Annotated in this window: 20 protein-coding genes; 7 read left to right on the plus strand and 13 right to left on the minus strand. The window is 72.7% G+C overall.

Features of this window, described 5'->3' with window-relative positions; genetic code table 11:
* Window positions 1-75: 75 nt before the first annotated feature.
* Window positions 76-3,027, minus strand: coding sequence for a UPF0182 family protein (locus A6F73_RS12660; protein ID WP_079135637.1), 2,952 nt, complete (start codon window positions 3,025-3,027; stop codon window positions 76-78).
* 199 nt (window positions 3,028-3,226) lie between these two features.
* Here A6F73_RS12660 and A6F73_RS12665 point away from each other — a divergent pair, with 199 nt between their 5' ends.
* Window positions 3,227-3,808: a PPA1309 family protein gene (locus tag A6F73_RS12665; protein ID WP_063347893.1), complete on the plus strand. Its 582-nt coding sequence runs from the start codon at window positions 3,227-3,229 to the stop codon at window positions 3,806-3,808.
* A gap of 79 nt (window positions 3,809-3,887) precedes the next feature.
* Here A6F73_RS12665 and A6F73_RS12670 read toward each other — a convergent pair whose 3' ends face one another.
* From A6F73_RS12670 to A6F73_RS12685, 4 genes are all read right to left on the minus strand, one after another.
* The gene (locus A6F73_RS12670; protein ID WP_063347894.1) at window positions 3,888-5,003 is read right to left on the minus strand and encodes a PDZ domain-containing protein; all 1,116 of its coding nucleotides are present in this window, start codon (window positions 5,001-5,003) and stop codon (window positions 3,888-3,890) included.
* Window positions 5,004-5,045: 42 nt separating this feature from the next.
* Window positions 5,046-5,237 (minus strand): hypothetical protein, encoded by a 192-nt coding sequence (locus A6F73_RS12675; RefSeq protein WP_063347895.1) that lies wholly within the window; start codon window positions 5,235-5,237, stop codon window positions 5,046-5,048.
* A gap of 264 nt (window positions 5,238-5,501) precedes the next feature.
* Window positions 5,502-5,942: a molybdenum cofactor biosynthesis protein MoaE gene (locus A6F73_RS12680; RefSeq protein ID WP_244293372.1), complete on the minus strand. Its 441-nt coding sequence runs from the start codon at window positions 5,940-5,942 to the stop codon at window positions 5,502-5,504.
* Between the two features lie 109 nt (window positions 5,943-6,051).
* Window positions 6,052-7,140: an NAD-dependent epimerase/dehydratase family protein gene (locus tag A6F73_RS12685; protein ID WP_063351152.1), complete on the minus strand. Its 1,089-nt coding sequence runs from the start codon at window positions 7,138-7,140 to the stop codon at window positions 6,052-6,054.
* A 260-nt stretch (window positions 7,141-7,400) separates the two neighbouring features.
* Between A6F73_RS12685 and A6F73_RS12690 the strand changes: the two genes are divergently transcribed.
* Both A6F73_RS12690 and A6F73_RS12695 read left to right on the plus strand, forming a co-directional pair.
* Window positions 7,401-8,966: a zinc-dependent metalloprotease gene (locus tag A6F73_RS12690; RefSeq protein WP_063351153.1), complete on the plus strand. Its 1,566-nt coding sequence runs from the start codon at window positions 7,401-7,403 to the stop codon at window positions 8,964-8,966.
* Window positions 8,963-9,550, plus strand: a complete 588-nt coding sequence (locus A6F73_RS12695; RefSeq protein ID WP_063347897.1) for an NUDIX domain-containing protein — start codon at window positions 8,963-8,965, stop codon at window positions 9,548-9,550. Before A6F73_RS12690 ends, A6F73_RS12695 begins: the two co-directional genes overlap by 4 nt.
* A 128-nt stretch (window positions 9,551-9,678) precedes the next feature.
* Here the strand turns inward: A6F73_RS12695 and A6F73_RS12700 are convergent, their stop codons facing one another.
* Complete coding sequence (locus A6F73_RS12700) at window positions 9,679-10,224, minus strand: M48 family metallopeptidase (RefSeq protein WP_244293373.1); 546 nt, start codon at window positions 10,222-10,224, stop codon at window positions 9,679-9,681.
* A gap of 435 nt (window positions 10,225-10,659) precedes the next feature.
* Here A6F73_RS12700 and A6F73_RS12705 point away from each other — a divergent pair, with 435 nt between their 5' ends.
* Window positions 10,660-11,748, plus strand: coding sequence for a ThiF family adenylyltransferase (locus A6F73_RS12705; protein WP_063347899.1), 1,089 nt, complete (start codon window positions 10,660-10,662; stop codon window positions 11,746-11,748).
* 444 nt (window positions 11,749-12,192) lie between these two features.
* Here A6F73_RS12705 and A6F73_RS12710 read toward each other — a convergent pair whose 3' ends face one another.
* A complete protein-coding gene (locus tag A6F73_RS12710) occupies window positions 12,193-13,728 on the minus strand; it encodes an MFS transporter (RefSeq protein ID WP_063351154.1) in 1,536 nt (511 codons plus the stop codon).
* 165 nt (window positions 13,729-13,893) lie between these two features.
* Between A6F73_RS12710 and A6F73_RS12715 the strand changes: the two genes are divergently transcribed.
* Both A6F73_RS12715 and A6F73_RS12720 read left to right on the plus strand, forming a co-directional pair.
* Complete coding sequence (locus tag A6F73_RS12715; protein WP_063347900.1) at window positions 13,894-14,616, plus strand: TetR/AcrR family transcriptional regulator C-terminal domain-containing protein; 723 nt, start codon at window positions 13,894-13,896, stop codon at window positions 14,614-14,616.
* Between the two features lie 240 nt (window positions 14,617-14,856).
* The gene (locus tag A6F73_RS12720; RefSeq protein ID WP_079135639.1) at window positions 14,857-16,308 is read left to right on the plus strand and encodes an AarF/ABC1/UbiB kinase family protein; all 1,452 of its coding nucleotides are present in this window, start codon (window positions 14,857-14,859) and stop codon (window positions 16,306-16,308) included.
* Between the two features lie 118 nt (window positions 16,309-16,426).
* Here A6F73_RS12720 and A6F73_RS40405 read toward each other — a convergent pair whose 3' ends face one another.
* From A6F73_RS40405 to A6F73_RS12740, 4 genes are all read right to left on the minus strand, one after another.
* On the minus strand, window positions 16,427-16,825 hold the full coding sequence (locus tag A6F73_RS40405; protein WP_063347901.1) for a hypothetical protein: 399 nt from the start codon (window positions 16,823-16,825) through the stop codon (window positions 16,427-16,429).
* On the minus strand, window positions 16,822-17,139 hold the full coding sequence (locus A6F73_RS12730; RefSeq protein ID WP_279634952.1) for a WhiB family transcriptional regulator: 318 nt from the start codon (window positions 17,137-17,139) through the stop codon (window positions 16,822-16,824). The genes A6F73_RS40405 and A6F73_RS12730 overlap by 4 nt, the downstream gene beginning before the upstream one ends.
* A gap of 218 nt (window positions 17,140-17,357) precedes the next feature.
* Complete coding sequence (locus A6F73_RS12735; RefSeq protein ID WP_159398439.1) at window positions 17,358-17,816, minus strand: hypothetical protein; 459 nt, start codon at window positions 17,814-17,816, stop codon at window positions 17,358-17,360.
* Window positions 17,817-18,065: 249 nt separating this feature from the next.
* On the minus strand, window positions 18,066-20,234 hold the full coding sequence (locus A6F73_RS12740; protein ID WP_063351156.1) for an ATP-dependent DNA helicase UvrD2: 2,169 nt from the start codon (window positions 20,232-20,234) through the stop codon (window positions 18,066-18,068).
* 299 nt (window positions 20,235-20,533) lie between these two features.
* Between A6F73_RS12740 and A6F73_RS12745 the strand changes: the two genes are divergently transcribed.
* Window positions 20,534-20,791, plus strand: coding sequence for a mycoredoxin (locus tag A6F73_RS12745; protein WP_063347903.1), 258 nt, complete (start codon window positions 20,534-20,536; stop codon window positions 20,789-20,791).
* Window positions 20,792-20,837: 46 nt separating this feature from the next.
* Here the strand turns inward: A6F73_RS12745 and A6F73_RS12750 are convergent, their stop codons facing one another.
* Both A6F73_RS12750 and nudC read right to left on the minus strand, forming a co-directional pair.
* Window positions 20,838-21,677 carry a GntR family transcriptional regulator gene (locus tag A6F73_RS12750; protein WP_063347904.1) on the minus strand — a complete coding sequence of 280 codons (840 nt, stop codon included), beginning with the start codon at window positions 21,675-21,677 and terminating at the stop codon, window positions 20,838-20,840.
* A 210-nt stretch (window positions 21,678-21,887) separates the two neighbouring features.
* The gene (nudC, locus tag A6F73_RS12755) at window positions 21,888-22,829 is read right to left on the minus strand and encodes an NAD(+) diphosphatase (RefSeq protein ID WP_208869073.1); all 942 of its coding nucleotides are present in this window, start codon (window positions 22,827-22,829) and stop codon (window positions 21,888-21,890) included.

The raw sequence follows: 22,829 nt of genomic DNA on the forward strand, positions 1-22,829 counted from the left end.
CGGTAGTTGAACCATAGCACGGGTGCGGGGTGGAACAGGAATCGGTTGCCGCAGCTCAGCGGGCCGCGACTACGGCTACGGCTGTCCGGACGGCGATCCGGACGGCGTCGCGCCCGGGGTCGCACCCGGCGTCGGGGCCTGCACCGGGCTCCCGCCGCGGGCCGCCTCGGCCGCCTTCAGTGCGTCGCCCAGCGCCTTCTGGGCGTTGCCGTAGGCCACCCAGTCGCCGTTCTTGAACGCGGTCTGGCTGTCGTTGTACGCCTTCTCCGCGTCCCCGAGCGCCTTCTGCAGCTCCGGCGAGATCATCCCGCCCGGCGCCGCCGTCCCCGGGTTGGTGGGCGTCCCCGGGTTGTTCGGCGTGGACGGCGCGGTCGGCGTGGTCCCCGGGGCCGCCCCGGCGAACACCTTCTTCAGCGCGTCCTCCAGGGTGTTCTCGAACGCCACGTTGTCGTTCCCGTACACCGCCAGCACCTTCTGCAGCGTCGGGTACTTGGCGCCGCGTCCGCGCACGTACACCGGCTCGACGTTGAGCAGCCCGCCGCCGACCGGCAGGGTCAGCAGGTTGCCGTACTCCAGCTCGGTGTCACCGCCGCTCTTCAGCGCGAAGATCTGCGAGGCCACCTCCTGCCGGGAGTTGAACGTCGACTGCACCAGGCCCGGGCCGGGGGCGCTGTTGTCCCCCGAGATCTTCAGGATGCGGATCTTCCCGTAGTCCGGCCCCGGATCGGCGTTGACGGCCATGAACGCGGCCAGGTTCGGGCGGCCGTTGGGCACGAAGGTCGTGGTCAGCGAGAAGCTCGCCGAGGTGACCTGCGGGTCCGGCATCCGCACCGTCACGTAGTACGGCGGCTGGACCTGCTTGGTGTCGCTGGTCGGGTCGACCGGGATCTGCCAGATGTCGCTGCCGTTGAAGAAGGAGTTGGCGTCGGTCACGTGGTACTGGCCGAGCAGGTCGCGCTGCACCTTGAACATGTCCTGCGGGTAGCGCAGGTGCGGCAGCAGCGTGCCCGGGATGTCCGCCTTCGGCTCGACGGTGCCGGGGAACGCCTTCATCCAGGTCTTCAGCACCGGGTCCTGCTCGTCCCACTGGTAGAGCTTCACCTCGCCGGTGTAGGCGTCCACCGTGGCCTTGACCGAGTTGCGGATGTAGTTGACCTGGTTGGCGACGGTCAGCAGCTCACCGCGCTGGTTGGTCAGCGAGTCCTTGGTCGCGGTGCCCAGCGTCGTCTTCGACGAGAACGGGTAGCCGTCCGAGGTGGTGTAGCCGTCCAGCACCCAGACCACCCGGCCGTCCTGCACCACCGGGTACGCGTCGGCGTCGATCGACAGCCACGGGGCGACCTTCTCCACCCGCTCCTTCGGCGTCCGGTTGTAGATCACCTTCGCGCCGTCGGTGATCGCCCCCGCGTACAGGATCTGCGGCTCGGCGAAGCGCACCGCGTACGCGGCCCGGGTGATCGGGTTGTCCAGCGAGACACCGCTGTTGCCGGTGTAGGTGTACTCCTTGTTCTCGCCGGTCTTGGTGGTGTAGTCGATCTCCTTGTTCGAGCCGCCGACGATCGAGTACGACGTCGTCTTCTCGCCGTAGTAGATCCGCTGCTGGTAGTCGCCCAGCGCACCGGTGGCCGGCAAGCCGGACTCGGTGAACACCGGCTCGCCCTTGTCGCTGACCTGGTTGCCCTTGGCGACGACCGCGCCGTAGCCGTGGGTGTACTTGAAGTGGTCGTTGATCCAGTTGCGCTGCACGCCGTTGAGGTCCAGCTCGCGCAGACCGATCACGGTGTCCTGCTTGTCCGTGCCGGAGCCGTAGCGGTCCACGTCCAGGGTGTTCGGGAAGGCGTAGTAGTTGCGCTGCTGCTCGATCGACTGGAAGGTCGGCGAGACGACGTTCGGGTCCAGCAGCCGGATGTCGGAGATGGTCTGCGCGTCCGGCTTGAGCGCCTCGGCCGTCGTCGACCCCTGCGGGCTGTACTGGGTGGTCTGCGCGTCCGCGATCCCGTACGCCTGCCGCGTCGCGTCGATGTTCTTCTGGATGTACGGCGTTTCCTTAGCCTGCTCGTTCGGCTTGACCTGGAACTGCTGCACGATCGCCGGGTACAGCCCGCCGATCAGCACCGCCGACAGCACCATCAGCCCCAGCCCGATCAGGGCCGGCGCCCAGGTGCGGCGCACCGGGGTCAGGAAGAACAGCAGCGCGCAGATGATCGCCACGAAGAACAGGATCGTCTTGGCCGGCAGGAACGCGTTGGCGTCCACGTAGCGCAGGCCCGTCCAGCCGGAGACCCCCTTGTAGGAGCCGGTCTTCACCGCCAGCGCGTACCGGTCCAGCCAGTACGCCACCGCCTTCAGCAGCACGAACACGCCCAGCAGCACCGCCAGGTGCCCCTGCGCGCCCGCGCTCGCCCGACGGCCCGGGCCCTGCAGCCGCAGCCCCCCGTACAGGTAGTGCACCAGCGCCGAGGTCAGCAGCGAGACGATCACCGCGCTGAACGCGAAGCCCAGCACGAACTCGTAGAACGGCAGGTCGAAGGCGTAGAACGAGACGTCCATGCCGAACTGGGCGTCCTTCTCGCCGAAGGGCGTCGCGTTCGTCCACATCAGCCAGGTCCGCCACTGGCCGGACGCCGCGGCGCCCGCCACCAGGCCGATCACCAGCGAGACGCCGATCAGCGCCCAGCGCTTGAACGGCGCCAGGCCCGAGCGGTAGCGGTCCAGGCTCTGCTGCTCGACCGACATCGCCGACAGCGGCGGCCGCAGCCGGTGCGCCAGCCAGACGTTGAAGCCGACGATCACCGCCATCAGCAGGCCGAACACCGCGAACAAGCCGATCTTCGTCCACAGCTGCGTGGTGAACACCGAGGAGTAACGGACGGATCTGAACCACAGCCAGTCCGTCCAGAACCCGGCGAACATGACGAACAGCAGGAACAGCACCGCGAGCACGCCCAGGGTCAGCAGGGCCACCCGCGCCCGCCGGGAGGGCGGCCCTACCCTGCGCCGGAAACCCGGCCCTGAGCGTTCCGGCATCTGGAATACCACGGTGGCACCTCAGCTGTGTCGTCTGGAGTCACTGGAGTCAGTCGGTCTTCAGGGAAACTTAACCAGGCTTTGGCCGAGTTCCCACCGTTAGCAGACGGTTACGACGACGTTCCCCGTCCCGGCCGTTCCCCGGCCCACTCGCGGCGCCCGGCGCCCGGGCCCCCGCCCGGCGTGTGAGGATTGAGGCATGTCCGACGCGTCCAATGCACTCAACTCCCCCGGCTCCCCCGACGACGTCTCCAAGCTCCCCGCCGCCACCCCGCTCACCCGGGCCGCGCTGGAGATCGACGAGTACGCCGCCACGCTCGGCTGGGACCTCCCGGCCCGGCTGTTCGCCCTGGTGGACAGCACCGCCCTGCGCAAGGCCGACCCGAAGATCGCCGCCCAGCTCGGCCTCGGCGACGACGACACGGCCGGCCTCACCCCGGTCGAGCAGGACGAGCTGCCGGCCGGCATGGAGCTGGACAAGTTCCTCGGCACCATCGCCTGGCCCGACGCGGTGGTCGGCTGCGCCCTGGTCGTCGAGCGCCTGATGCTGCCGCCGGGCTCCGAGCAGACCCGCCCGCGCAACGCCAGCGACGCCCAGCTCGCCGAGTGGGTGGCCAACCACCCCAAGCGCGAGGAGGTGCGGATCACCGCCGCCGTGCTGCGCAACGGCAAGAAGGAGATCGCGCTGCGGCTGCGCTCCAAGGACGTCGCCCGCGAGGTGCTGACCGGCCCGGACCTGGTGCCCGGCCTGACCGCGGCGCTGCTGGCGACCTTCTCGTAGCCCCCGGCCGCCCCGGCCGCACCACTCCACGTTCACGGCACTACGCCACGGCACTACGCCGCGGCATTAGTTCACGGCACTACTTCACGGCGCAGGACGGCAGCGCGGAGGTCTGCCCGGAGCGGATCTGCTCCAGCGACTTCAGCGCGCCGTCCAGCGTGTCCGTCTTGATCAGGTTCAGTCCGGACGGGACGTTCTTGGTCGCCTCGGCGCAGTTCGAGGACGGGGTGAAGAAGTACTCGGCGCCGGCGTCCCTGGCGGCGATCAGCTTCATCGATATCCCGCCGATCGGGCCGACCTTGCCGTCGTCGTCGATGGTGCCGGTGCCCGCCACGAACCGGCCGCCGGTGAGGTCGCCGCCGGGGGTGAGCTTGTCGATGATGCCGAGCGAGAACATCAGCCCGGCGCTCGGCCCGCCGACGTCCTGGAGGCCGATGTCGATCTGGAACGGGTAGGTGTGCCGGATCGTGGTGCCGATGCCGACCACCGCGAGTTCCGCCCGCTCGGCCGGGGCCTTCGGGTCGAGGTCCTTGGCCCGCACGGTGGGGACGGTGACGTCGGTCCGGTCCCCCGGGTTGGCGCCGCCGTTGCCGGTCGCGTCCTTGACCCGCGGGACGACGGTGAAGACCGCCGACTCGCCCGGCTTGTGCTTGGTGACCGCGGCCACCACCTGCTCGACCGTGCTGACCGGCGTGCCGTCGACGGCCACGATCTGGTCGCCCGCGTGCAGCCGGCCCTCCGCCGGGGCCCCCGCCGTGACCGATTTGATGATCAGCTCGGTGCCGACCGGGATGCCCAGCTGGTTGAGCGCGGCGGTGCGGGCACTGTCCTCGGAGGAGGCGAACTCCTCGGCGTTCTGCTTCTTGGCGTCGGCGTCCGTCTGCCCCTTCGGGTAGACGTTGTCGTGCGGCACGACCATCACGTCGTCGCGCAGCCACCCGACCACCGCGTTGACCAGGCTGGGCTCGTACTTGGCCCCGGTGACCTGGACGGTGGTCATGTTGAGGTGCCCGGTGGTCGGGTACGAGTCGCGCCCGGTGATGGTGATCACCGACTTGCCCCCCTGGTTGCCGAGCGTGTTGTACGTCGGCCCCGGGCTCATCTCCGTGTACGGCACCTTCATCAGCACCGAGACGCAGAGCAGCGCTATGAGCAGCAGGGTGGCAGCGAGCATCGTCGCGGAGCGGCGTGGCATGCCTCGACAGTACGGGACGCGGATGAGCGGACGCCCCCCGGGCTACCGGCCGGAACCGTCCTCGGAGGCGGTGCTCCCGGCGGTGGTGCGTTCCATCGCGGCCATGAAGCGCCGGTGCTCGGCGAGCGAGGCCGGGTCCCCCGTGGCCCTCGGGGCGCGTTGGGCCCAGCCCGCCCACAAGGCGGCGAGCAGGACGGCGATGACCGGAATGATCAACCAGGCGAGCGCACCCATATCAGTACTCCCAGCTCGTCGTGTCTATGAGCAGATTAACCACTCCGGCGGACAACGCGGGCGGCGCCGTCCGGGTTACGGGACGGCCGATCGGCTCACTGCCAGGGAGTATTCGGCCCACTGACCCGGACCCGTTCGAGTGAGAGCCCGGCCCGTCCGGCATGCCCGTCGCATTCCGTGCACATGCGGCGACTCTCCGCAGCCAATCGACCCCGTCCGGTCCCGTCCGGTCCGATCCGGTCCGGCCCACAGGGGGCGCCCGGGTCAGCAGTTGCCGGCGCCGACCCACTCCTCCTCGCCGTCGGCGAAGACCTGGTGCTTCCAGATCGGCACCTCGTGCTTGAGGTCGTCGATCAGCCGCCGGGCGGCCGCGAAGGCCTCGCCCCGGTGGGCGCAGGACACGGCGACGATCACCGCCTTGTCGGTGATCTCCAGCCGGCCGACCCGGTGCACCGCGGCCAGCGCCCGCACCGGGAAGTCGGCGACCACCTTCTCCGCGATCCGGCGCATCTCCTGCTCGGCGGTGGGGTGGCAGCTGTATTCCAGCGCGGTGACCGACTTGCCGCCGTCGTGGTCGCGGACCGTCCCGACGAAGACGGTCGTCCCGCCGGCCGCGTCGTCGCCGACCGCCTCGTACACCTCGTCCAACGAGAGCGGGGTGTCGCGGACGGCGAGCAGGCGGATGGGGTCCTGGTTCTCGGGCATGCCCCCATGATTCCCCATCCCGGGTGGTTTGAGGCAAGCGGGTTCCGCATCACGATGGCGGGATTCCGCATCGTGAGAAAACCTGCTCCAGCCCTCGGGGCCACCGGCCTCAGAAGCGGCGCCGCTTGCGGGCCCGGCGCACCAGCGCGGCCGTACCGACCAGCGCCACCGTCGCCCCGGCCGCCCCCAGGCTGGTCGCGGCCTCCTTGCCGCCCAGCCGGCGCCCGGCCACCGCGTGCTTCCCCGCGACCTGGCCCAGCAGCTCGGCCAGCACCTGCTCGTTGCTGTGCTCCGGACGCCAGCCCGCCTCGTGCAGCCGGCTGCCGGACACCACCCACGGGTACATCGTGTAGGCCAGGTCCCCCGCCGGGGCCGGGGTCAGGCCCAGCCGGTGCAGCCGGGCCGCGGTGCCCAGCGCCAGCGAGGCCGGCAGCTCCATCCGCCGGATCCCCGACAGCCGCTCCACGTCCTCCTGCTCCAGCCAGCCGTCGCAGCCGACCGTCACCTCGCCCTCCACCAGGCCCAGCGCCGCGTACTCCAGCGCCGCCGCCAGGTCGTCCACGTGGCAGAACTGCCAGCACGGGCGGGAACCGGCCACCACCAGCAGCCGCGGCGCCTCGAAGTGCCGGGTCAGCACGGTGTCCACGCCGGGGCCGACCACCACCGCCGGACGCAGCACCGTCACCTGCAGCCCCGGGTGGGCGCGCGGCGCCCGGCGGGCCAGGCGCTCGATCTCCAGCAGGTCCCCGACCAGCGAGGCCTCCTCGGTCGCCCGCAGCTCGGAGTCCTCGGCCAGCGGCACCTCGTTGTCGGCCAGCGCGCCGTAGACCATCGCGGAGGTGCAGAGCACCACCCGGTGCACCCCGGCGGCCGCGGCCGCCGTCAGCACGGTCTGCGCGCCGCGCACGTTGTAGGCGCTGCGGGCGCGCGGATCCGACTCCATGCCGAAGTCCATCGCCAGGTGCACCACCACGTCCACCCCGGACAACCGCTCGGCCACCGCGGGGTCCCGCACGTCCAGCACCCGCCACTGCACACCCGGCACCTCACCGCGCCGGTCGTCCACCGCCAGCACCCTGCGCACGTGCGGCGAGGCGACCAGACGGGCCGCGACCCGCTCGCCGATCACGCCGGCGGCACCGGTGACGGCCACGGTCAGCGGCCGTCCGCCGTAGGCTGGAGGCGGCGACGCCGTGATGTCCGGGGCGTCCTCGTCTCCGGTCAGCCCAGAGCGAACGTCCGAAGGCGGGGAACTCACCGACCATCCTCCACGGTTAGCTTATGTGCGTACGGACGTGTGTCACGTACGTCCATCCTGCCCGAGGCGAAGGCCCGGCGGTGCACCCGGCGCGGGCCTGCCGCACTGGAGCCGCCCACGAGTCCCCCACTCCGCTGGTGCCCCGGGCGGGCAGCACTTCCCGCCACACCCGTATGACGGCCGACCGGATCGAGGACCCCGTGAGCGACCTTCCCTTCGGATTCGGCGTTCCGCCCGAGGAGCCCGAGGACGGCAAGGCCAAGCCCGACAACGAGCAGCAGAAGAAGGACCAGGGCCCCGCAGGCTCCGACCAGAGCGGCGCGCAGCCGTTCGGCTTCGGCGCCGGCAACCCGTTCGGCGCCCTGTTCGGCATGCCCGGCATGCCCGGCGGCGGAGCCCCGGGCGGCCCCGGCGGGGCCGAAAACCCGTTCGCCGCGATGTTCGGCGGCCTCAACCCCAACGACCTCGGCAGCGCGTTCCAGCAGCTCGGGCAGATGCTCTCGTTCGAGGGCGGCCCGGTGAACTGGGACCTCGCCAAGAACATCGCCCGCCAGAGCGTCGTCGCCGAACCCGCCGAGGGCAAGAGCAAGGACCGCTCGGTCAGCGCCGCCGAGCACTCCGCCGTCGCCGAGGCCGTCCGGCTCGCCGACCTGTGGCTCGACGGCGTCACCGAGTTCCCCTCCGGCGCCGCCTCCGCCGTCGCCTGGAGCCGCGCCGAGTGGATCGAGGCCACCCTCCCGGTCTGGAAGGACCTCGTCGACCCGGTCGCCGAGCGGGTCGGCAACGCCATGGGCGGCGTCCTGCCCGAGGAGATGCAGGCCATGGCCGGCCCGCTGATGGGCATGATGCGCTCCATGGGCGGTGCCATGTTCGGCACCCAGATCGGCCAGGCGCTCGGCGCCCTCGCCGGCGAGGTGGTCGGCTCCGCCGACGTCGGCCTGCCGCTCGCCCCGGCCGGCAAGGCCGCACTGCTGCCGCAGAACGTCGCCGAGTTCGGCGAGGGCCTGAACGTGCCCGCCGACGAAGTCCGGCTCTACCTCGCCCTGCGCGAGGCCGCCCACCAGCGGCTCTTCGCCCACGTGCCGTGGCTGCGGGCCCACCTGCTCGGCGCCGTCGAGGCCTACGCCCGCGGCATCAAGGTCGACACCTCCCGGATGGAGGAGCTCGTCGGCCAGCTCGACCCGAACAACCCGGAGGCGCTCCAGGAGGCGCTGGCCGGCGGGCTGCTCCAGCCCGAGGACACCCCCGAGCAGAAGGCCGCGCTCGCCCGCCTGGAGACCGCGCTCGCCCTGCTCGAAGGCTGGGTCGACGCGGTCGTGCACGCCGCCGCCGAACCGCACCTGCCGCAGGCCGGCGCGCTGCGCGAGACCGTCCGCCGCCGCCGCGCCGCCGGCGGGCCCGCCGAGCAGACCTTCGCCACCCTGGTCGGCCTGGAGCTGCGCCCGCGCCGGCTGCGCGACGCCGCCCGGCTGTGGGCGCTGCTCGCCGACGCGCGCGGCATCGAGGGCCGCGACGCGCTCTGGCAGCACCCGGACATGCTGCCCACCGCCGCCGACCTGGACGACCCGGACGCCTTCGTGCACCGGGGCACCGGCGACCTGGAGGGCGGCCTCGACTTCGACGCGATCGACAAGCTGCTCGGCGAGGCCGCCGCGGGCGGCACCGCCGCCAAGCCGGACCTCACCAAGAACGACGGGCCGGCGAAGAGCGACGAGCCGAAGCAGGACGGCGACGGCACCGACGGAAAGGGCGAGCCCACCGCATGACGGCCACCGACACCGGGGCGACGTCCCTGCACGCGGACGCCGTGCGCACCCTGACCGGGTGGCGCCCCGCCCACGAGGAGCAGGACCGGCTGCGGCTCGACTACCTGGCGCACCTGGCCGAGCAGCCCGAGGGCCTGTACCGGTCCTGCCTGCCCGCGCACATCACCGCGAGCGCGGCGGTCGTCGACCCGGCGGCCGGGCGGGTGCTGCTGACCCTGCACCCCAAGGTCGGCATCTGGCTGCAGATGGGCGGGCACTGCGAGCCCGACGACCGGGACCTCGCGTCGGCGGCGCTGCGGGAGGCCGTCGAGGAGTCCGGCATCCCCGACCTGTCCCTGCTGGAGGTGGACGGCGTCCCGGTGCCGGCCAAGCTGGACCGGCACCTGGTCCGCTGCACCGGCAAGGACCGGCCGGAGAACACCCACCTGGACGTCCAGTACATCGCGGTGGCCCCGGCCGGTGCGCAGGCGCTGATCAGCGAGGAGTCGCTGGACCTGCGCTGGTTCGACTACGACCGGATGCCGGAGCTGACCGACCACTCGGTGCGGGACCTGGTGGCACGGGCACGCCGGCTGACCAGCTGAGGTGAAACCCGAAGAGGGGGCGCGGGCCGATACGGCCCGCGCCCCCTCTTTTCGTTCCCCGCGTCGTTCTCCGCGTCTTTCTCCTCGCCGCCCTCTTCACCGCCACCTCCCGGCCGGGCGTCAAGCCGTCAGCCGCAGGAACAGGCCGGATCGGCATCCCGGTCGGCGTGCCGGGCGCCGGGGATGTGCGGCAGCCGGGCCGCCGAGACCACGCCCTCCAGGTAGCCGCGGGCCCGCTCGGTCCGGGGGTAGGCCTCCAGCAGGGCCCAGAACGCCGGGCCGTGGTCCGGCACCAGCAGGTGGGCGAGCTCGTGCAGCAGCACGTAGTCGAGGACGTACTCCGGCATGCCCTGCAGACGGTGGGAGAGGCGGATCGTCCCCTCGCTGGGGGTACACGAGCCCCAGCGCGAGTTCTGGTTGGTGACCCAGCGGACCTGGGCGGGCCGGGCACGATCGCCCAGGTAGGCGGCCGACAGCCCACGGGCCCGGTCCATCAGCGCGTCGTCGCCGAGGATCCGGCGGCTCTCCTGGGCGGCGAGCTTCTCCAGCATCTGCGCGACCCAGCGCTGCTCCTCGGCGTGCGACATCCGGGCCGGGATCAGCACGATCGTGCGGTCGCCCTCGCGGTAGGCCGAGACGGTGCGGCTGCGGCGGGCGCTGCGGCGCACTTCCACCCGGCCGCGGTCGTGCGGCTCCGGTGGCGCGGCGGCGGGTGGGTGCTGCGGCGACGCGGGCCTCGCCTGCTGATCCTGGTCCCGACGCCCACGCGTGCCGGGCGCCGCCACTTGCGACCCGGACGCTGCACGGGCACGCCGACGCGACGCCGGTGGATGGGAGTCCCGCTCGGCTGCCATGGCACACGACGTTACCCGGTACCACGGACAGAAGTCCGGTGCCGTGGCCGAAATCTTTCGTGGAGTGATCGGGAACGAAAAGTCGACGGCGGGTGTCCGGAAACTGGCGCCGGAGCGGATGGGCAGTTATCCACAGGGTCTGCGAACAGATGATGTGATCATGAGCCCGAGCCTGTGGATAACTTTGCGCACGGCGTCGGCGCGATGGGGCATGCTGCGGTCAGCCGTCCGGAAACGATCGGAAGGGAGATCGCCGTGCGCCTCGTACTGAAGCCCGCCCTGTCCCGCAGCTGGCGGGACTCCGACACCCTGCAGTTCGGGACCATCACCCGCTACGCCGGGGTGCTCGGCCAGGCCGACAAGACCCTCTGCGACTTCCTCGGCCTGGTCGACGGGACCAGGGAGCGCCCCGAACTGCTGGAGGCCGGCGAGCAGCTCGGCCTGGGCCGGGAGCCCGCCGACGCACTGCTGACCGACCTGGAGGAGACCGGGTTACTGGACGACGCGGAGGCGACCGGCACCGCGCTGGCCCGCTTCCCCCAGCCCCACCGGGACCTGCTCGGGCCGGACCTCGCCTCACTGTCCCTGGTCCACTCCGGCCCCGGCGCCGCACCGGCGGTCCTGGCCCGGCGGGCCGGCGCCCGGATCGAGGTCCGCGGCGCGGGCCGGGTGGGCGCCGCCGTGGCGGCCGTGCTCTCGGCCGGCGGGGCGGGCACGGTCACCGTGGTGGACGGCGGCCGGGTGCGCCCCGGGGACTGCTCTCCGGCAGGACTGCCGCCGGGGGACGTCGGGCGGCTGCGGTTGACGGCCGCCCGGGAGGCCGTGCAACGGGCGTCGGGCCGACCAATGGTGCCCGTGCCCCGGCGAAAGCCCGACGGGCCGCCGCCCGACCTCGTGGTGCTCGCGCCCCGGGACGGGAGCGGGGCGTTCGCCGGCGGGACGTACGAGGCCCGGCTGCTGCTCCGGGCCGGGGTGCCGCACCTGTACGTCGGAGTGGTCGAGGAGTTCGGGGTGGTCGGGCCCCTGGTGCTGCCAGGGGTGTCGGCCTGCGGACACTGCCTGGTCCTGCGCCGGGAGGACGAGGACGCCGCTTGGCCCCGGATCCTGGCCCAGCTGGCGGACGGCGGGCCCGGCCGGGCGCGCACCCCGGCCTGCGACACGGCCCTGGCCACGATGGTGGCCGGCCTGGCGGCACTGCACGTCCAGATCCACCTGGACGGCGGGCGGCCGCCGAGCGTGGACGGGTGGTGCGAGGTATCGGCCGGCGAAGGGATGCCACGACGTCTGCGACTGCGCGGACATCCGGACTGCGGGTGCCTCTGGCAGCCGCAGCCACCGAGGTAAGGAGGAGAGGAACCCGCCGGGCACGGGCCCGGCCGAGGAGAGGAACCTGCCGGGCGCAGGCCCGGCGGCTGCGAGGCTCGGCAGCCGCCCGACCCCACGCCACGGCGGCCCGGGCCGGCGCCCGGCCAGGTGAGCCCATGGCCAGGTGAGCCCATGGCCAGGTGAGCCCATGGCCAGGTGAGCCCATGGCCCGCGCCCTGCCTGGGGCAGGGCGCGGGCCATGCAAGGCGGGGATCCGCCGTTGCCAGCGGGAGGTGGTGGGCGGGAGGAGGGGAGGGTGGGGGGCGGGGGGGAGGGGCCCCAGAGATCAGACGAAGAACCATGCGCAGGAAGTCGGCCCGCCCGACTTCCTGCGCACCACCGCCCCACCCCACCGCACCGAAGGCCGGTGCCCCCAGGGGCACCGGCCTTCGCAGCGAGGTGGACCAGCCAGGTCCAACGGAGTCAGGCGGCGATCCCGGTGTCCTCCACCGACGCCCCGGCCACCGGCTCCCCCGCCGCCGTCCCGGCCTTCCGGTCGCGCATCACCAGCGTGGCCACCACCGCCGCCGCCAGCACCCCGATCGCGCTGATCGTGAAGGTCGTCGACATCGCCGAGGTGAAGGCCTCCCGGACGGTCCGGACGAGCCCGGCGTCCCCGTTGGCCAGTGCCAGCGCCCCGCCGACGGAGTGCTTCGCCTCCTCCGGCATCCCGGCGGGCATCTCGGCGGCGAAACCGCTCGACAGCAGCGAGCCCAGGATGGCGATGCCGAGCGCGGTACCGGCCTGCTGGATGGTGTCGTTCAGTGCCGAGCCGACGCCCGCCTGCTCCGGCGGGATGGTGCCCATCAGCGCGCCCACCGCCGCCGGCATCGCCAGGCCCGCGCCGAGGCCGAGCAGCCCGAGGGCGACCGCCGGGACGGTGAAGCCGGTGCCGGCGGTGACGGTGGTCAGCAGGGCGAAGGAGGCGGCCATGACGAGCATCCCGGTGAGGATGAGCAGGCGGTTGCCGATCGTGGCGGCGAACTTGGCGCCGACCCCGTTGCCGATCAGGGCGGCGATGGCCAGCGGCACGAACGCGAGGCCCGCCTTGACCGGCGAGTAGCCGAGCACGAACTGCAGGTACTGGGTGAGCACGAGCAGCAGGCCGCCGTTGCCGATCTGCACCAGGGTCAGCGACAGCGAGCCCCCGCTGAAGTTGCGGTGTTTGAAGAGCGCCAGCGGAACCATGGGCGCGGAGGTGATGTTCTCCCACGCCACGAACCCGCCGAGCGCGAGCACCGCGATGGCCAGGGTGACCAGGGACTGGCCGCCGAAGGCGCCGTACTGAGGGATCTCGATGATCCACCAGACCAGGGCGGTCATGCCGGCCGCGGAGAGCACCGCGCCGAGCGGGTCGGGCTTCTGCCACGGGCCCTTGGACTCCGGCATCAGCAGCAGGCCGGCCAGGATCGCCAGGGCGACGACCGGGACGTTGATGAAGAAGATCGAGTGCCAGGAGAAGTGGTTGATCAGCACGCCGCCGAGGACCGGGCTGCCGACCAGCCCCAGCATCGCCACCGAGCTCCAGGCGGCCATCGCCTTGTTGCGCTCGTCCTCGTCGAAGACGGTGATGAGGATCGACAGCGTCGAGGGCATGATCAGCGATCCGCCGACGCCCATGGCGACCCGGGCCGCGATCACCTCGCCGGGGTTGGTGCAGAAGGTGGCCGCCAGGGAGGCCGCCCCGAAGAGCAGCAGCCCGATGATCATGATCTTCCGGCGGCCGAAGCGGTCCCCGAGGCTGCCGGCGGTGAGCAGCAGCCCGGCGAAGACCAGGACGTAGGAGTCGAGGATCCACTGGGTGTCCTGGGCGCTGGCGCCGAGGTCCGCCGTCATCGAGGGCACGGCGACCGTGAGCGCCATGCTGTCGACCACCAGGACGAGCGAGCTCAGGCACAGCACGATCAGGATCCACCAGCGGTGCGGATTGCGGCCCTCGGTCGCGTTGAGCGCTGTCATCAGCCACCCCTCCATTCTGCGCACACCGTTCCCCCGGTGCGCACCCCGTTCCTTCGTTGCGCACACTGTACGCATGGCGGAACAGCGTGCGCAATATCCGAATCCTGTACGCTCAATGCGAACGGTGTACGCAGCGAAGCAGGAGCAGAGGGAAGGGGAGCCGCCATGGCCGCCGAAACGAACCCGATCCCGTCCGTATGGGCCCGTCGGCAGCGCGAGCCCGACCAGCCCGCACTCAGCCGGGCCGCGATCGTCCGCGAGGCGATCACCATGCTGGACGCCGAGGGCATCGAGGCCCTGAGCATGCGCAAGCTCGCCACCCGGCTGAACGCGGGCGCCACCTCCCTGTACCGGCACGTGGCGACCAAGGACGAGCTGATGGAGCTCGCGGTGGACGAGGTCTTCGGCGAGATCACCCTCCCGCCCGCCGACAGCCCCGACTGGCGCGCCGCCGCCACCGAGGCCGCCGGCGCCTTCCGGGCGACGGCCCTGCGCCACCCCTGGCTGTCGTCCGTCCTCGGCCAGGCCGGCCTCGCCCACCTCGGCCCCAACCTGCTGTCCTACGGCGAGCGGCTGACCGCCTTCTTCACCTCGGCCGGCTTCCCCGAGCCGGTCCGGGCGATCGACACGGTCATCTCCTACGTCGTCGGCATGAGCACCACGGAGGCGGCCTGGCTCACCACCGTCGCCCGGGCCGGTGAGAGCGAGGCCGCGTTCGTCGCCCGGCTGATGCCCGCCGCCCGGGAGGCCACCGCGGGCTTTGCCCACCTCGCCGCCGCCTACTCGGCCGCTTCCGCGGACCCGGACCCGGCCGCCACGCGCGACGCCAAGTTCGCCTACGGCCTCGCCGTGGTCCTGGACGGCCTGGCCCTCCGTCTGCCCCGCTGACCCGCCGGCCGGACAACCCGCGGGCACTCCACTCGGCGCGCAGCCACCGCCCGCCCACCACGCCGGGCCGACCGGACCAAGCCGTCCAACTCCCCCGCAAAGGGACAGCGGTCGCGGCCCACGTACGGGCGCCCCCTCCCCGCCTGGCGAAATACCGGCGGTCGCGGGGCGGGGAGCGGGCACAATGGCCTAGTGATGGTGGGCCGTCCGGTGTCGGGGGGCCAGGGAATGGAGGCCCGGGTGAGCGATCTTCCGCGCAAGGCAGTGACCCGCACGGCACGGCTCGCCGCCCTGCCGCTGGGGATAGCCGGACGCGCCACACTCGGTCTGGGCAAGCGCATCGGCGGGCGCTCCGCCGAGGTGGTGACGGCCGAGCTCCAGCAGGCCACCGCCGACCAGCTGTTCAAAGTCCTGGGTGAACTCAAGGGCGGGGCCATGAAGTTCGGGCAGGTGCTGTCCGTCTTCGAGGCCGCGCTGCCCGAGGAGGTCGCCGGGCCGTACCGGGCCGCGCTCACCAAGCTGCAGGACGCCGCTCCCCCGATGCCCGCCGCCAAGGTGCACACCGCGCTCGCCCAGCGGCTCGGGGACGGCTGGCGCGAGCTGTTCCGGGAGTTCGACGACCGGCCGGCGGCGGCCGCCTCGATCGGGCAGGTGCACCGGGCCGTCTGGCACGACGGGCGCCGGGTCGCGGTCAAGGTGCAGTACCCGGGCGCGGGCGACGCGCTGCTCGCCGACCTGACGCAACTGAGCCGGGTGGCCTGGCTGTTGGGCCCGCTGATCCCGGGGCTGGACATCAAGCCGCTGATCGCCGAGCTGCGCGAACGGGTGTCGGAGGAACTGGACTACGAGCTGGAGGCGCAGGCTCAGCGCCGCCACGCCGAGGAGTTCGCCGGCGACCCGGACATCGTGGTGCCCGGCGTGGTGGCGCAGGCCGACCAGGTGCTGGTCACCGAGTGGATGGACGGCACCCCGCTGGCCGAGGTGATCACGGGCGGCACCCAGGAGGAGCGCGACCGTGCCGGGCAGTTGCTGGCCCGGTTCCTGTTCGCGGGCCCCTCCCGGACCGGCCTGCTGCACGCGGACCCGCACCCGGGCAACTTCCGGCTGCTGAAGGACGACGGCCCGGCGTCGGGCTGGCGGCTGGGGGTGCTGGACTTCGGCACGGTGGACCGGCTGCCGGGCGGGCTGCCCGCGCCGATCGGGGCGTCGCTGCGGATGGCCCTGGACGGCGACGCGGCGGGCGTGCTGAAGATGCTGCGCGAGGAGGGCTTCGTCAAGCCCTCGATCGAGCTGGACCCGGACGCGGTGCTGGACTACCTGCGGCCGATCATCGAGCCGGCCGCCGTGGACAGCTTCCACTTCACCCGGGCCTGGATGCGCGCGCAGGCGGCCCGGATCGCCGATCCGCGCTCGCCCGCCTACAACCTGGGCAAGCAACTGAACCTGCCGCCCGCGTACCTGCTGATCCATCGGGTGACGCTGAGCACCATCGGGGTGCTCTGCCAGTTGGGCGCCCAGGCGCCGTTCCGGGCGGAGATGCTGGCGTGGCTGCCCCAGTTCGCCGGTCGGGAACCGGCGGCGACGGCGAAGCCGGCCAACCCGGTGGGGACGGCGAGATCGGCGGGGACGGCGAAGCCGGCCGGTCGCAAGCCGGCAGGCGGCGAGCCCGCCAACCGCACCCGCAAGAGCTGACCACAACGCCCCCGACGACCGCAGGCCGCTCCCCGTGACGGGGGGCGGCCTGCGGCACGACGGGGGTGGAACGCGGGGAGGCCTCGCGCCGCGACGAAAGCCGCGACGACAGCCGTGGCTACATCAGGGCGACGGCGATCGCCTTGCGGGCCCGCAGCGAGGCGCGCTCGGCCCGCTGCTTGAGCCGGCGGGCCCGGGCGACCCGGGTGACGAGGCGTTGGTGCTCGGCCTCGTGCAGGCGCTCTTGCATATGGGCCCGGGCCAGGGATTCGTGGAGGAGTTGCATTTCGAGGGTCCTGTTCTGGATCTGAAGTTCGGTGGTCTGCTCAGCGCGGACGGTCGGATCGATGGCGGCGGCGGTCATGTGGTGGTCCTGCTCGTGGTGCGTGCTCGGGAAGGGGGCTGGCCGGGCTGCGTCGGCCTTGGCGGCGGCGATCCGGACGGAACGGCGGAGGGAGCTGTCCAGCAGGGGCTGCTCTCCCCGGCGGACGGCCCTGGCGCCGTGGGCGGGGTTCACGCCATGACCTCGGTCTTGCGCGGACGGCCACGCGGCCGCTTGCGGGCCACGACGACACCCTGGACGAAGAGCTCGCCACCCCAGACGCCCCACGGCTCGCGCCGCTCCAGCGCACCGGTCAGACAGGCGTCCTTGACCGGGCAGGTGCCGCAGAGGGACTTCGCGTACTCGACGTCGGCGGGCGTCTCGGCGAAGAAGACCTCGGGGTCGAAGGCGCGGCAGGGGATGGGGAGCCCGAGCGCCTCGGCCTGCTCGATGGAGCTGATCTGCATGGAAAGAACCTCCGGGGGGTCGGCCTGGTCGGCCTTGGTGATCTGGCTTGTCGGCGGTACGGACGGGATGGGCGGCGTGATGACCGTGGACACTGTGGCGTCTTCCTCGTCTTTTCAGTGGTTCCGGCCCAGATGGCTGGTGGGTCTGGGCCGGAGGCCCCGGGGGGCCTGGGTGGTCTTGCGTACCGGACAAAACAGAAGGGCCGCGGATCCCGGTGTGACGGGTTCCGCGGCCCTGGAGGTGCCGACCTGAGGCTTACTCAGGTTCGTTCTCTCCAGGGTTCAGGCCCGCGGAAGGCCCGCATCCGGATGGCCGTGGCGCCCGCAAAGGCGGCCATGGCCTGGTTAATCTGCTGCTCGTTCTGCTTCTGGGCGTTTCCGGCACCGACGACCTGCGCATAGTCGCCATGCATGGCGGCTGCTACGACTGCCTTCGGTGCCTGGGTCGGTCGCTCATCACGCAGGGAGCGCGACGTGCCGAACGACGCCCAGTCGCCGGACAGACCGGCCTCGACGGAGGTGCCTTCGACGTTCCTGCCGCCCGCGGCGCAGACATCAGTGTGTCCAAGGCCACTGACAGCGGGGACGACGGAGACACCGGTGGTGTCGAGACCCAGACCGGTTCCACCGAGCTCGGCGAGCGCCCGCAGACGGGCGGCACGCAGGGAGGCAGCAACAACGGTCTGGCCAGTCATTTTGGTGATCATGATGTTTCCCACTGTCATCGCCTCCTCTCGGCGTCTCGCGGAGCCAGGTCGCCCCGGCTCCGAATGTTCGGATGTCTGTCTCGGTGAAGCTGTTGGGTGCAGGGGATTCGGCACAGGTGTCACCCCGTGCGATCTCGTCCCCTTGACCGCTCCGGCAGGCTATTGCGCTCCCGGTATGCCGCGCAAACTATTTTTCACGGCGGGTTCGAATGTCCCCCGAGCGGCCCCCGGGAGACTCCCCTGGACCGCGCCCGGACCGGCTCACGCCGGATCGACCGGCTCGCCGTCCTCGACGCCGTCCGGATCCTCCTCGGGCTCCTCCCCCGCACACAACGAGAGCACGGCCGCCCCGTACTTGTCCAGCTTCATCGCGCCGACCCCGGAGATCACGGCCAGCTCCTGGCGGCTGGCCGGCACGTCCTCGGCGATGGCCATGAGCGTGGCGTCGGTGAACACCACGTAGGCCGGCGCCCCCTGCTTCTTGGCCTGCCGGGCCCGCCACTCGCGCAGCCGCTCGTACAGCGCCTCGTCCATGGTGGACGGGCAGCTCTCGCAGCGGCGCAGCTTGCGCTCGACCGCCTCGGTGAGCACCTTCTCGCAGACCCGGCACTTGACCGGGCCGCGGACCCGCCGTCCGGCGGAGCGCTCGCCGGGCTCCACGCCCCCGCGCCCGCCCCGCCCGCCGGTGCGTGCGCCGGGGGCGCTGGAGCCGGGACGCAGCCCGTCCAGGAAGCGGCTGGGCTTGCGGCTGGCCCGGCCGCCCGGGGAGCGGCTGAGCGCCCAGGAGAGGGAGAGGTGCCTGCGGGCGCGGGTGACGCCGACGTAGAGGAGTCGGCGCTCCTCCTCGATCTGCTCGTCGGTCTTGGCGTAGATGATCGGCAGGGTGCCCTCGGTGAGGCCGACGAGGAAGACGGCGTCCCATTCGAGGCCCTTGGCGGCGTGCAGCGAGGCGAGGGTGACGCCTTCGACGGCGGGGGCGTGCTGGGCGGCGGCGCGGGCGTCGAGTTCGGCGACGTAGGCGGCGAGGTCGGCGCTGTGGCCGGCGGCGGTGCGGGTGCGCTCGAACTCCTCGGCGAGCCGGACGAGGGCGGCGAGGGACTCCCAGCGGTCGCGGACGGCGCCGGAGCCGGCGGGCGGTTCGGCGGTGAAGCCGCGGGCGGCGAGGACGGCGCGGACCTGGCCGGCGAGGTCGGGGGCGTCGGCGGTGAGCGGGTCGGCGCCGGCCCGGGCAGCGCCGCGCAGCAGGACGCCGGCGTCGCGGACCTCGGGGCGTTCGAAGAACCGCTCGGCGCCCTTGAGCTGGTAGGGGACGCCGAGGTCGGCGAGGGCCTGCTCGTAGACCTCGGACTGGCCGTTGGTGCGGAACAGGACGGCGACCTCGCTGGCGCGCACGCCGGTGGCGAGCAGGTCCTTGATCCGGCGGGCGGTGGTCTCGGCCTCGGTGGGCTCGTCCTCGTACTCGGTGTAGACGGGTTCGGGGCCGGCCTCGCGCTGGGAGACGAGTTCGAGGCGGTGGCGGGCGGCCTCGCCGCGGGCCTGGCTGAGCAGTCCGTTGGCGAGGTGGACGACCTGCGGGGTGGAGCGGTAGTCGCGGACCAGCTTGACGACCGTGGCCTCGGGGTGGTGGGTGCGGAAGTTGAGCAGGTAGTCGGGGGTGGCGCCGGTGAAGGAGTAGATGGTCTGGCTGGCGTCGCCGACGACGCAGAGGCTGGCGCCGCCGCCGGGGCCGGTCCACTGGTCGAGCAGCCGCTGCTGGAGCGGCGAGACGTCCTGGTACTCGTCGACGGTGAAGTGCCGGTACTGGGAGCGGACCTGGTCCGCGATGTCGGGGCGGTCCTCCAGGATGGCGGCGGTGAGCAGCAGGACGTCCTCGAAGTCGATGACGCCGCGGCGGCTCTTGGTCTCCTCGTAGACGCGGTAGACCTGGGCGGTCTCGGCCGGGTCGCGGGGGGCTTCGCGGCCGGACTTCTGGACGGCGGCGGGGTAGTCGTCGGGGCCGAGCTGGGTGACCTTGGCCCATTCGATCTCGGCGGTGAGGTCGCGCAGTTCGGTGCGCTGGACGCGCAGGCCGCAGCGGCCGGCGGATTCGGCGACGAGCTGGACCTTGCGTTCGAGCAGCTGGGGCACGGGGCCGCCGACGGCGCGCGGCCAGAAGTACTGGAGCTGGCGCAGGGCGGCGGCGTGGAAGGTGCGGGCCTGGACGCCGTCGGCGCCGAGTTGGCGCAGTCGGCCGCGCATCTCGCCGGCGGCGCGGGCGGTGAAGGTGACGGCGAGGACCTGCTGGGGCTGGTACACGCCGCTGCGCACGCCGTAGGCGATCCGGTGGGTGATGGCGCGGGTCTTGCCGGTGCCGGCGCCGGCGAGGACGCAGACGGGCCCGTGCAGGGCGGTGGCGACGGCGCGCTGTTCGGGGTCGAGCCCGGCGAGCACGGCGTCGGGGCCCGTGGCGGCGGTGGGGTCGGCCCAGAGGGAGCCGTGGGGGCCGTCGGACGGGCTGCCGCTCAAGAGGTCTTCCTGCATGCTTTCCATCCTCTCAGCCCGCTGGGACAACGGGGGCGGGGTTGTCCACAGGCACGGTGTGATCGCAGGATGATCGCTGCGCACCGGGGCGCGCGGGGCCGTTCGGGCGCCGTCGTGGTGCGACGGAGCGTGGCCGCGCGGAATGACCGTCGCGCGGTGGGCGTTCCTGCCCTGAGACCGTACGCCCTCTTCCTGAAGGAGCCTCCTCGATGTCCGGCAGCGTGACGATGTACAGCACGACCTGGTGCGGGTACTGCAACCGACTCAAGAGCCAGATGGACCGGGAGGGGATCGGCTACACGGAGGTCAACATCGAGGAGGACCCGGCGTCGGCGTCGTTCGTCGAGTCGGTCAACGGCGGCAACCAGACCGTGCCGACGGTGCTGGTGACGCCGAACGCCGGCGGCGAGCGGGTCGTGATGACCAACCCGAGCCTGCTGCAGGTGAAGAAGGCCCTCGGGGTCTGAGTGGTCCGAGCGGCCTGAGCCGGCCCGGGGTCCGGGCCGGCGCGCGTCACTGCGCGTCGGCCCTGGCGGGGTCGACGGGTGCGGCGGGCGCGGGCAGGGTGGCGCGCGCGCCGAGGTCGCCGATGCCGTAGACGAGCCGGCTGCGGTCGGCCGAGTAGCGGGTCTCGATGACGCGGACGGGCCCGCGCCGGTCGTAGGTGACGCGGGTCTGGACCATCAGCGGCACGCCGGGGCCGCCCTGGAACCACTGGGCCTCCTCGGGGCCGGGCATCCGGGCGATCAGGTGGTCGACGGCGCCGATCTCGGTGCGGCCGAGTTCGTTGAGGACGGCCTCGTCGCCGCCCTCGACCGGGTCGGGTTCCATCAGCGGGGTGCCGGCGGCGAGTCCGGCCCGGTAGTGGCTCTCCTCGATGGAGTACGGCTCGCGGTCGAGCAGGCGCAGTTGGCGGCGGACCACGATGGCCTCGCCGGGGCGCAGTCCGAGCCGTTCGGCGATGTCGACCCGGGCCCGGACGATCATCATCTCGAAGTCGGTGGTGAGTTCGCGGCCGGCCTCGGCGGCCTCGCCGAGGTAGACGGCGGAGGGCACGGCCAGGCAGTCCCGGGGGGCGGGGGCCAGGGTGGGGCCGTAGGCGCGGTGGTCCAGGACGGGGTGTTCCCGCAGGTAAGTGCCCTTGCCCTGGAGGCGGACCAGGCGGCCTTCGTTGACCAGGACGTCGACGGCGAGCCGGACGGTGTTGCGGGCGACTCCGTACTGGCGTTCCAGTTCGCTCTCGACCGGGAGTGCGGCGTCGGCGGTGAACTCGCCCTCGGCGATCCGGCGGCGCAGGTCGGCGGCGAGACGCTGGTATTTGGGGGATTGGGCGGTGCCCCGGGGGATTGTCACCCGAGTGAATGTAGCGAGCGCGATGGCGGGGTTTCAGCCGTTTCCGGCAATGTCGTCCGCGCGGGTTGACGACGGCTGCGGGGTGGCGGGCGGCGGTAGCAGAACTGGCCCGTCCGGCCACGAACATCTGATCGTGGCGGATTAGGGAAGGAAGGGAAAAGAAAAACGGGGGCGCGCGGGATAACCCGCACGCCCCCCGTTCGTCGGGGATTACCAGCGCGCCGCCGACGGCAGCGGTCCGCCGTACCAGAGCTCGACCAGGTGGCGTGCGATCGAGATCCCGGAGGGCGGCAGGATCTCCCCCGCCTCCATCCCGGCCCGCAGCTCGTCACGGGAGAACCAGCGCGCCTCGGCCAGCTCCTCGCCGTCCACGGTGATCGCCGTGCCGCCCGGCAGCGCCCGGCCCGTGAAGCCGAGCATCAGGCTCGACGGGAAGGGCCAGGGCTGGCTGGCGACGTAGCGCACCTCGCCGACCCGCACGCCGGCCTCCTCGTGCACCTCGCGCACCACCGCCTGCTCGATCGACTCCCCCGGCTCGACGAAGCCGGCCAGGGTGGACCAGCGGCCCTCCGGCCACAGCGCCTGGCGGCCGAGCAGGCAGCGGTCCTGCTCGTCGGTGATCACCATGATCACCGCCGGGTCGGTGCGCGGGTAGTGCTCGGCCGCGCAGGAGGTGCAGCGCCGCACGTGCCCGGCACCGGCCTTCTCGGTCGGGTGCCCGCAGCGCGAGCAGAAGCTGTGCAGCCGGTGCCAGTGCTCCAGCGCGACGGCGTGCACCAGCAGTCCGGCGTCCCGGTCCGACAGCAGCGCGCCGACCTCGCGCAACCCGGCCGGGCGGGCGTCGCCGTCCAGCCGCCCGGGCAGGCTCTCACCGGCCAGCGCGAAGTACGAGACGCCGTCCTCGTCGGTGCCGAGGAAGTACCGGTCCCCGGTCTGCGGCGCCTCGAAGGAGGGCATCAGCACGAGTTCGGTGCCCTGCGCGGTGTCGACGACGAACGCCTCGCCGCCGGCGATCGGCAGCACCCGGGTGGCCGGGTGGCTCCAGGCCGCGGCCAGCCAGGGCTCGTCGAGCCGGTGCTCGGCCGCCCGGTCCACCCCGGCCCGGGCCAGTGCCAGGTTCAGTGGGCGTTCGGTCTCAGGCACGGTGCTCAC

The sequence above is a fragment of the Streptomyces sp. MJM8645 genome (assembly GCF_001625365.1).
Taxonomy (GTDB): Bacteria; Actinomycetota; Actinomycetes; order Streptomycetales; family Streptomycetaceae; genus Kitasatospora.

Excerpts from the sequence above, each read along its gene's own strand:
- A6F73_RS12660 (WP_079135637.1), bottom strand. The coding sequence starts at position 3,027 with ATGCCGGAACGCTCAGGGCCGGGTTTCCGGCGCAGGGTAGGGCCGCCC.
- A6F73_RS12665 (WP_063347893.1), top strand. The coding sequence starts at position 3,227 with ATGTCCGACGCGTCCAATGCACTCAACTCCCCCGGCTCCCCCGACGAC.
- A6F73_RS12670 (WP_063347894.1), bottom strand. The coding sequence starts at position 5,003 with ATGCCACGCCGCTCCGCGACGATGCTCGCTGCCACCCTGCTGCTCATA.
- A6F73_RS12675 (WP_063347895.1), bottom strand. The coding sequence starts at position 5,237 with ATGGGTGCGCTCGCCTGGTTGATCATTCCGGTCATCGCCGTCCTGCTC.
- A6F73_RS12680 (WP_244293372.1), bottom strand. The coding sequence starts at position 5,942 with ATGCCCGAGAACCAGGACCCCATCCGCCTGCTCGCCGTCCGCGACACC.
- A6F73_RS12695 (WP_063347897.1), top strand. The coding sequence starts at position 8,963 with ATGACGGCCACCGACACCGGGGCGACGTCCCTGCACGCGGACGCCGTG.
- A6F73_RS12710 (WP_063351154.1), bottom strand. The coding sequence starts at position 13,728 with ATGACAGCGCTCAACGCGACCGAGGGCCGCAATCCGCACCGCTGGTGG.
- A6F73_RS12715 (WP_063347900.1), top strand. The coding sequence starts at position 13,894 with ATGGCCGCCGAAACGAACCCGATCCCGTCCGTATGGGCCCGTCGGCAG.
- A6F73_RS12745 (WP_063347903.1), top strand. The coding sequence starts at position 20,534 with ATGTCCGGCAGCGTGACGATGTACAGCACGACCTGGTGCGGGTACTGC.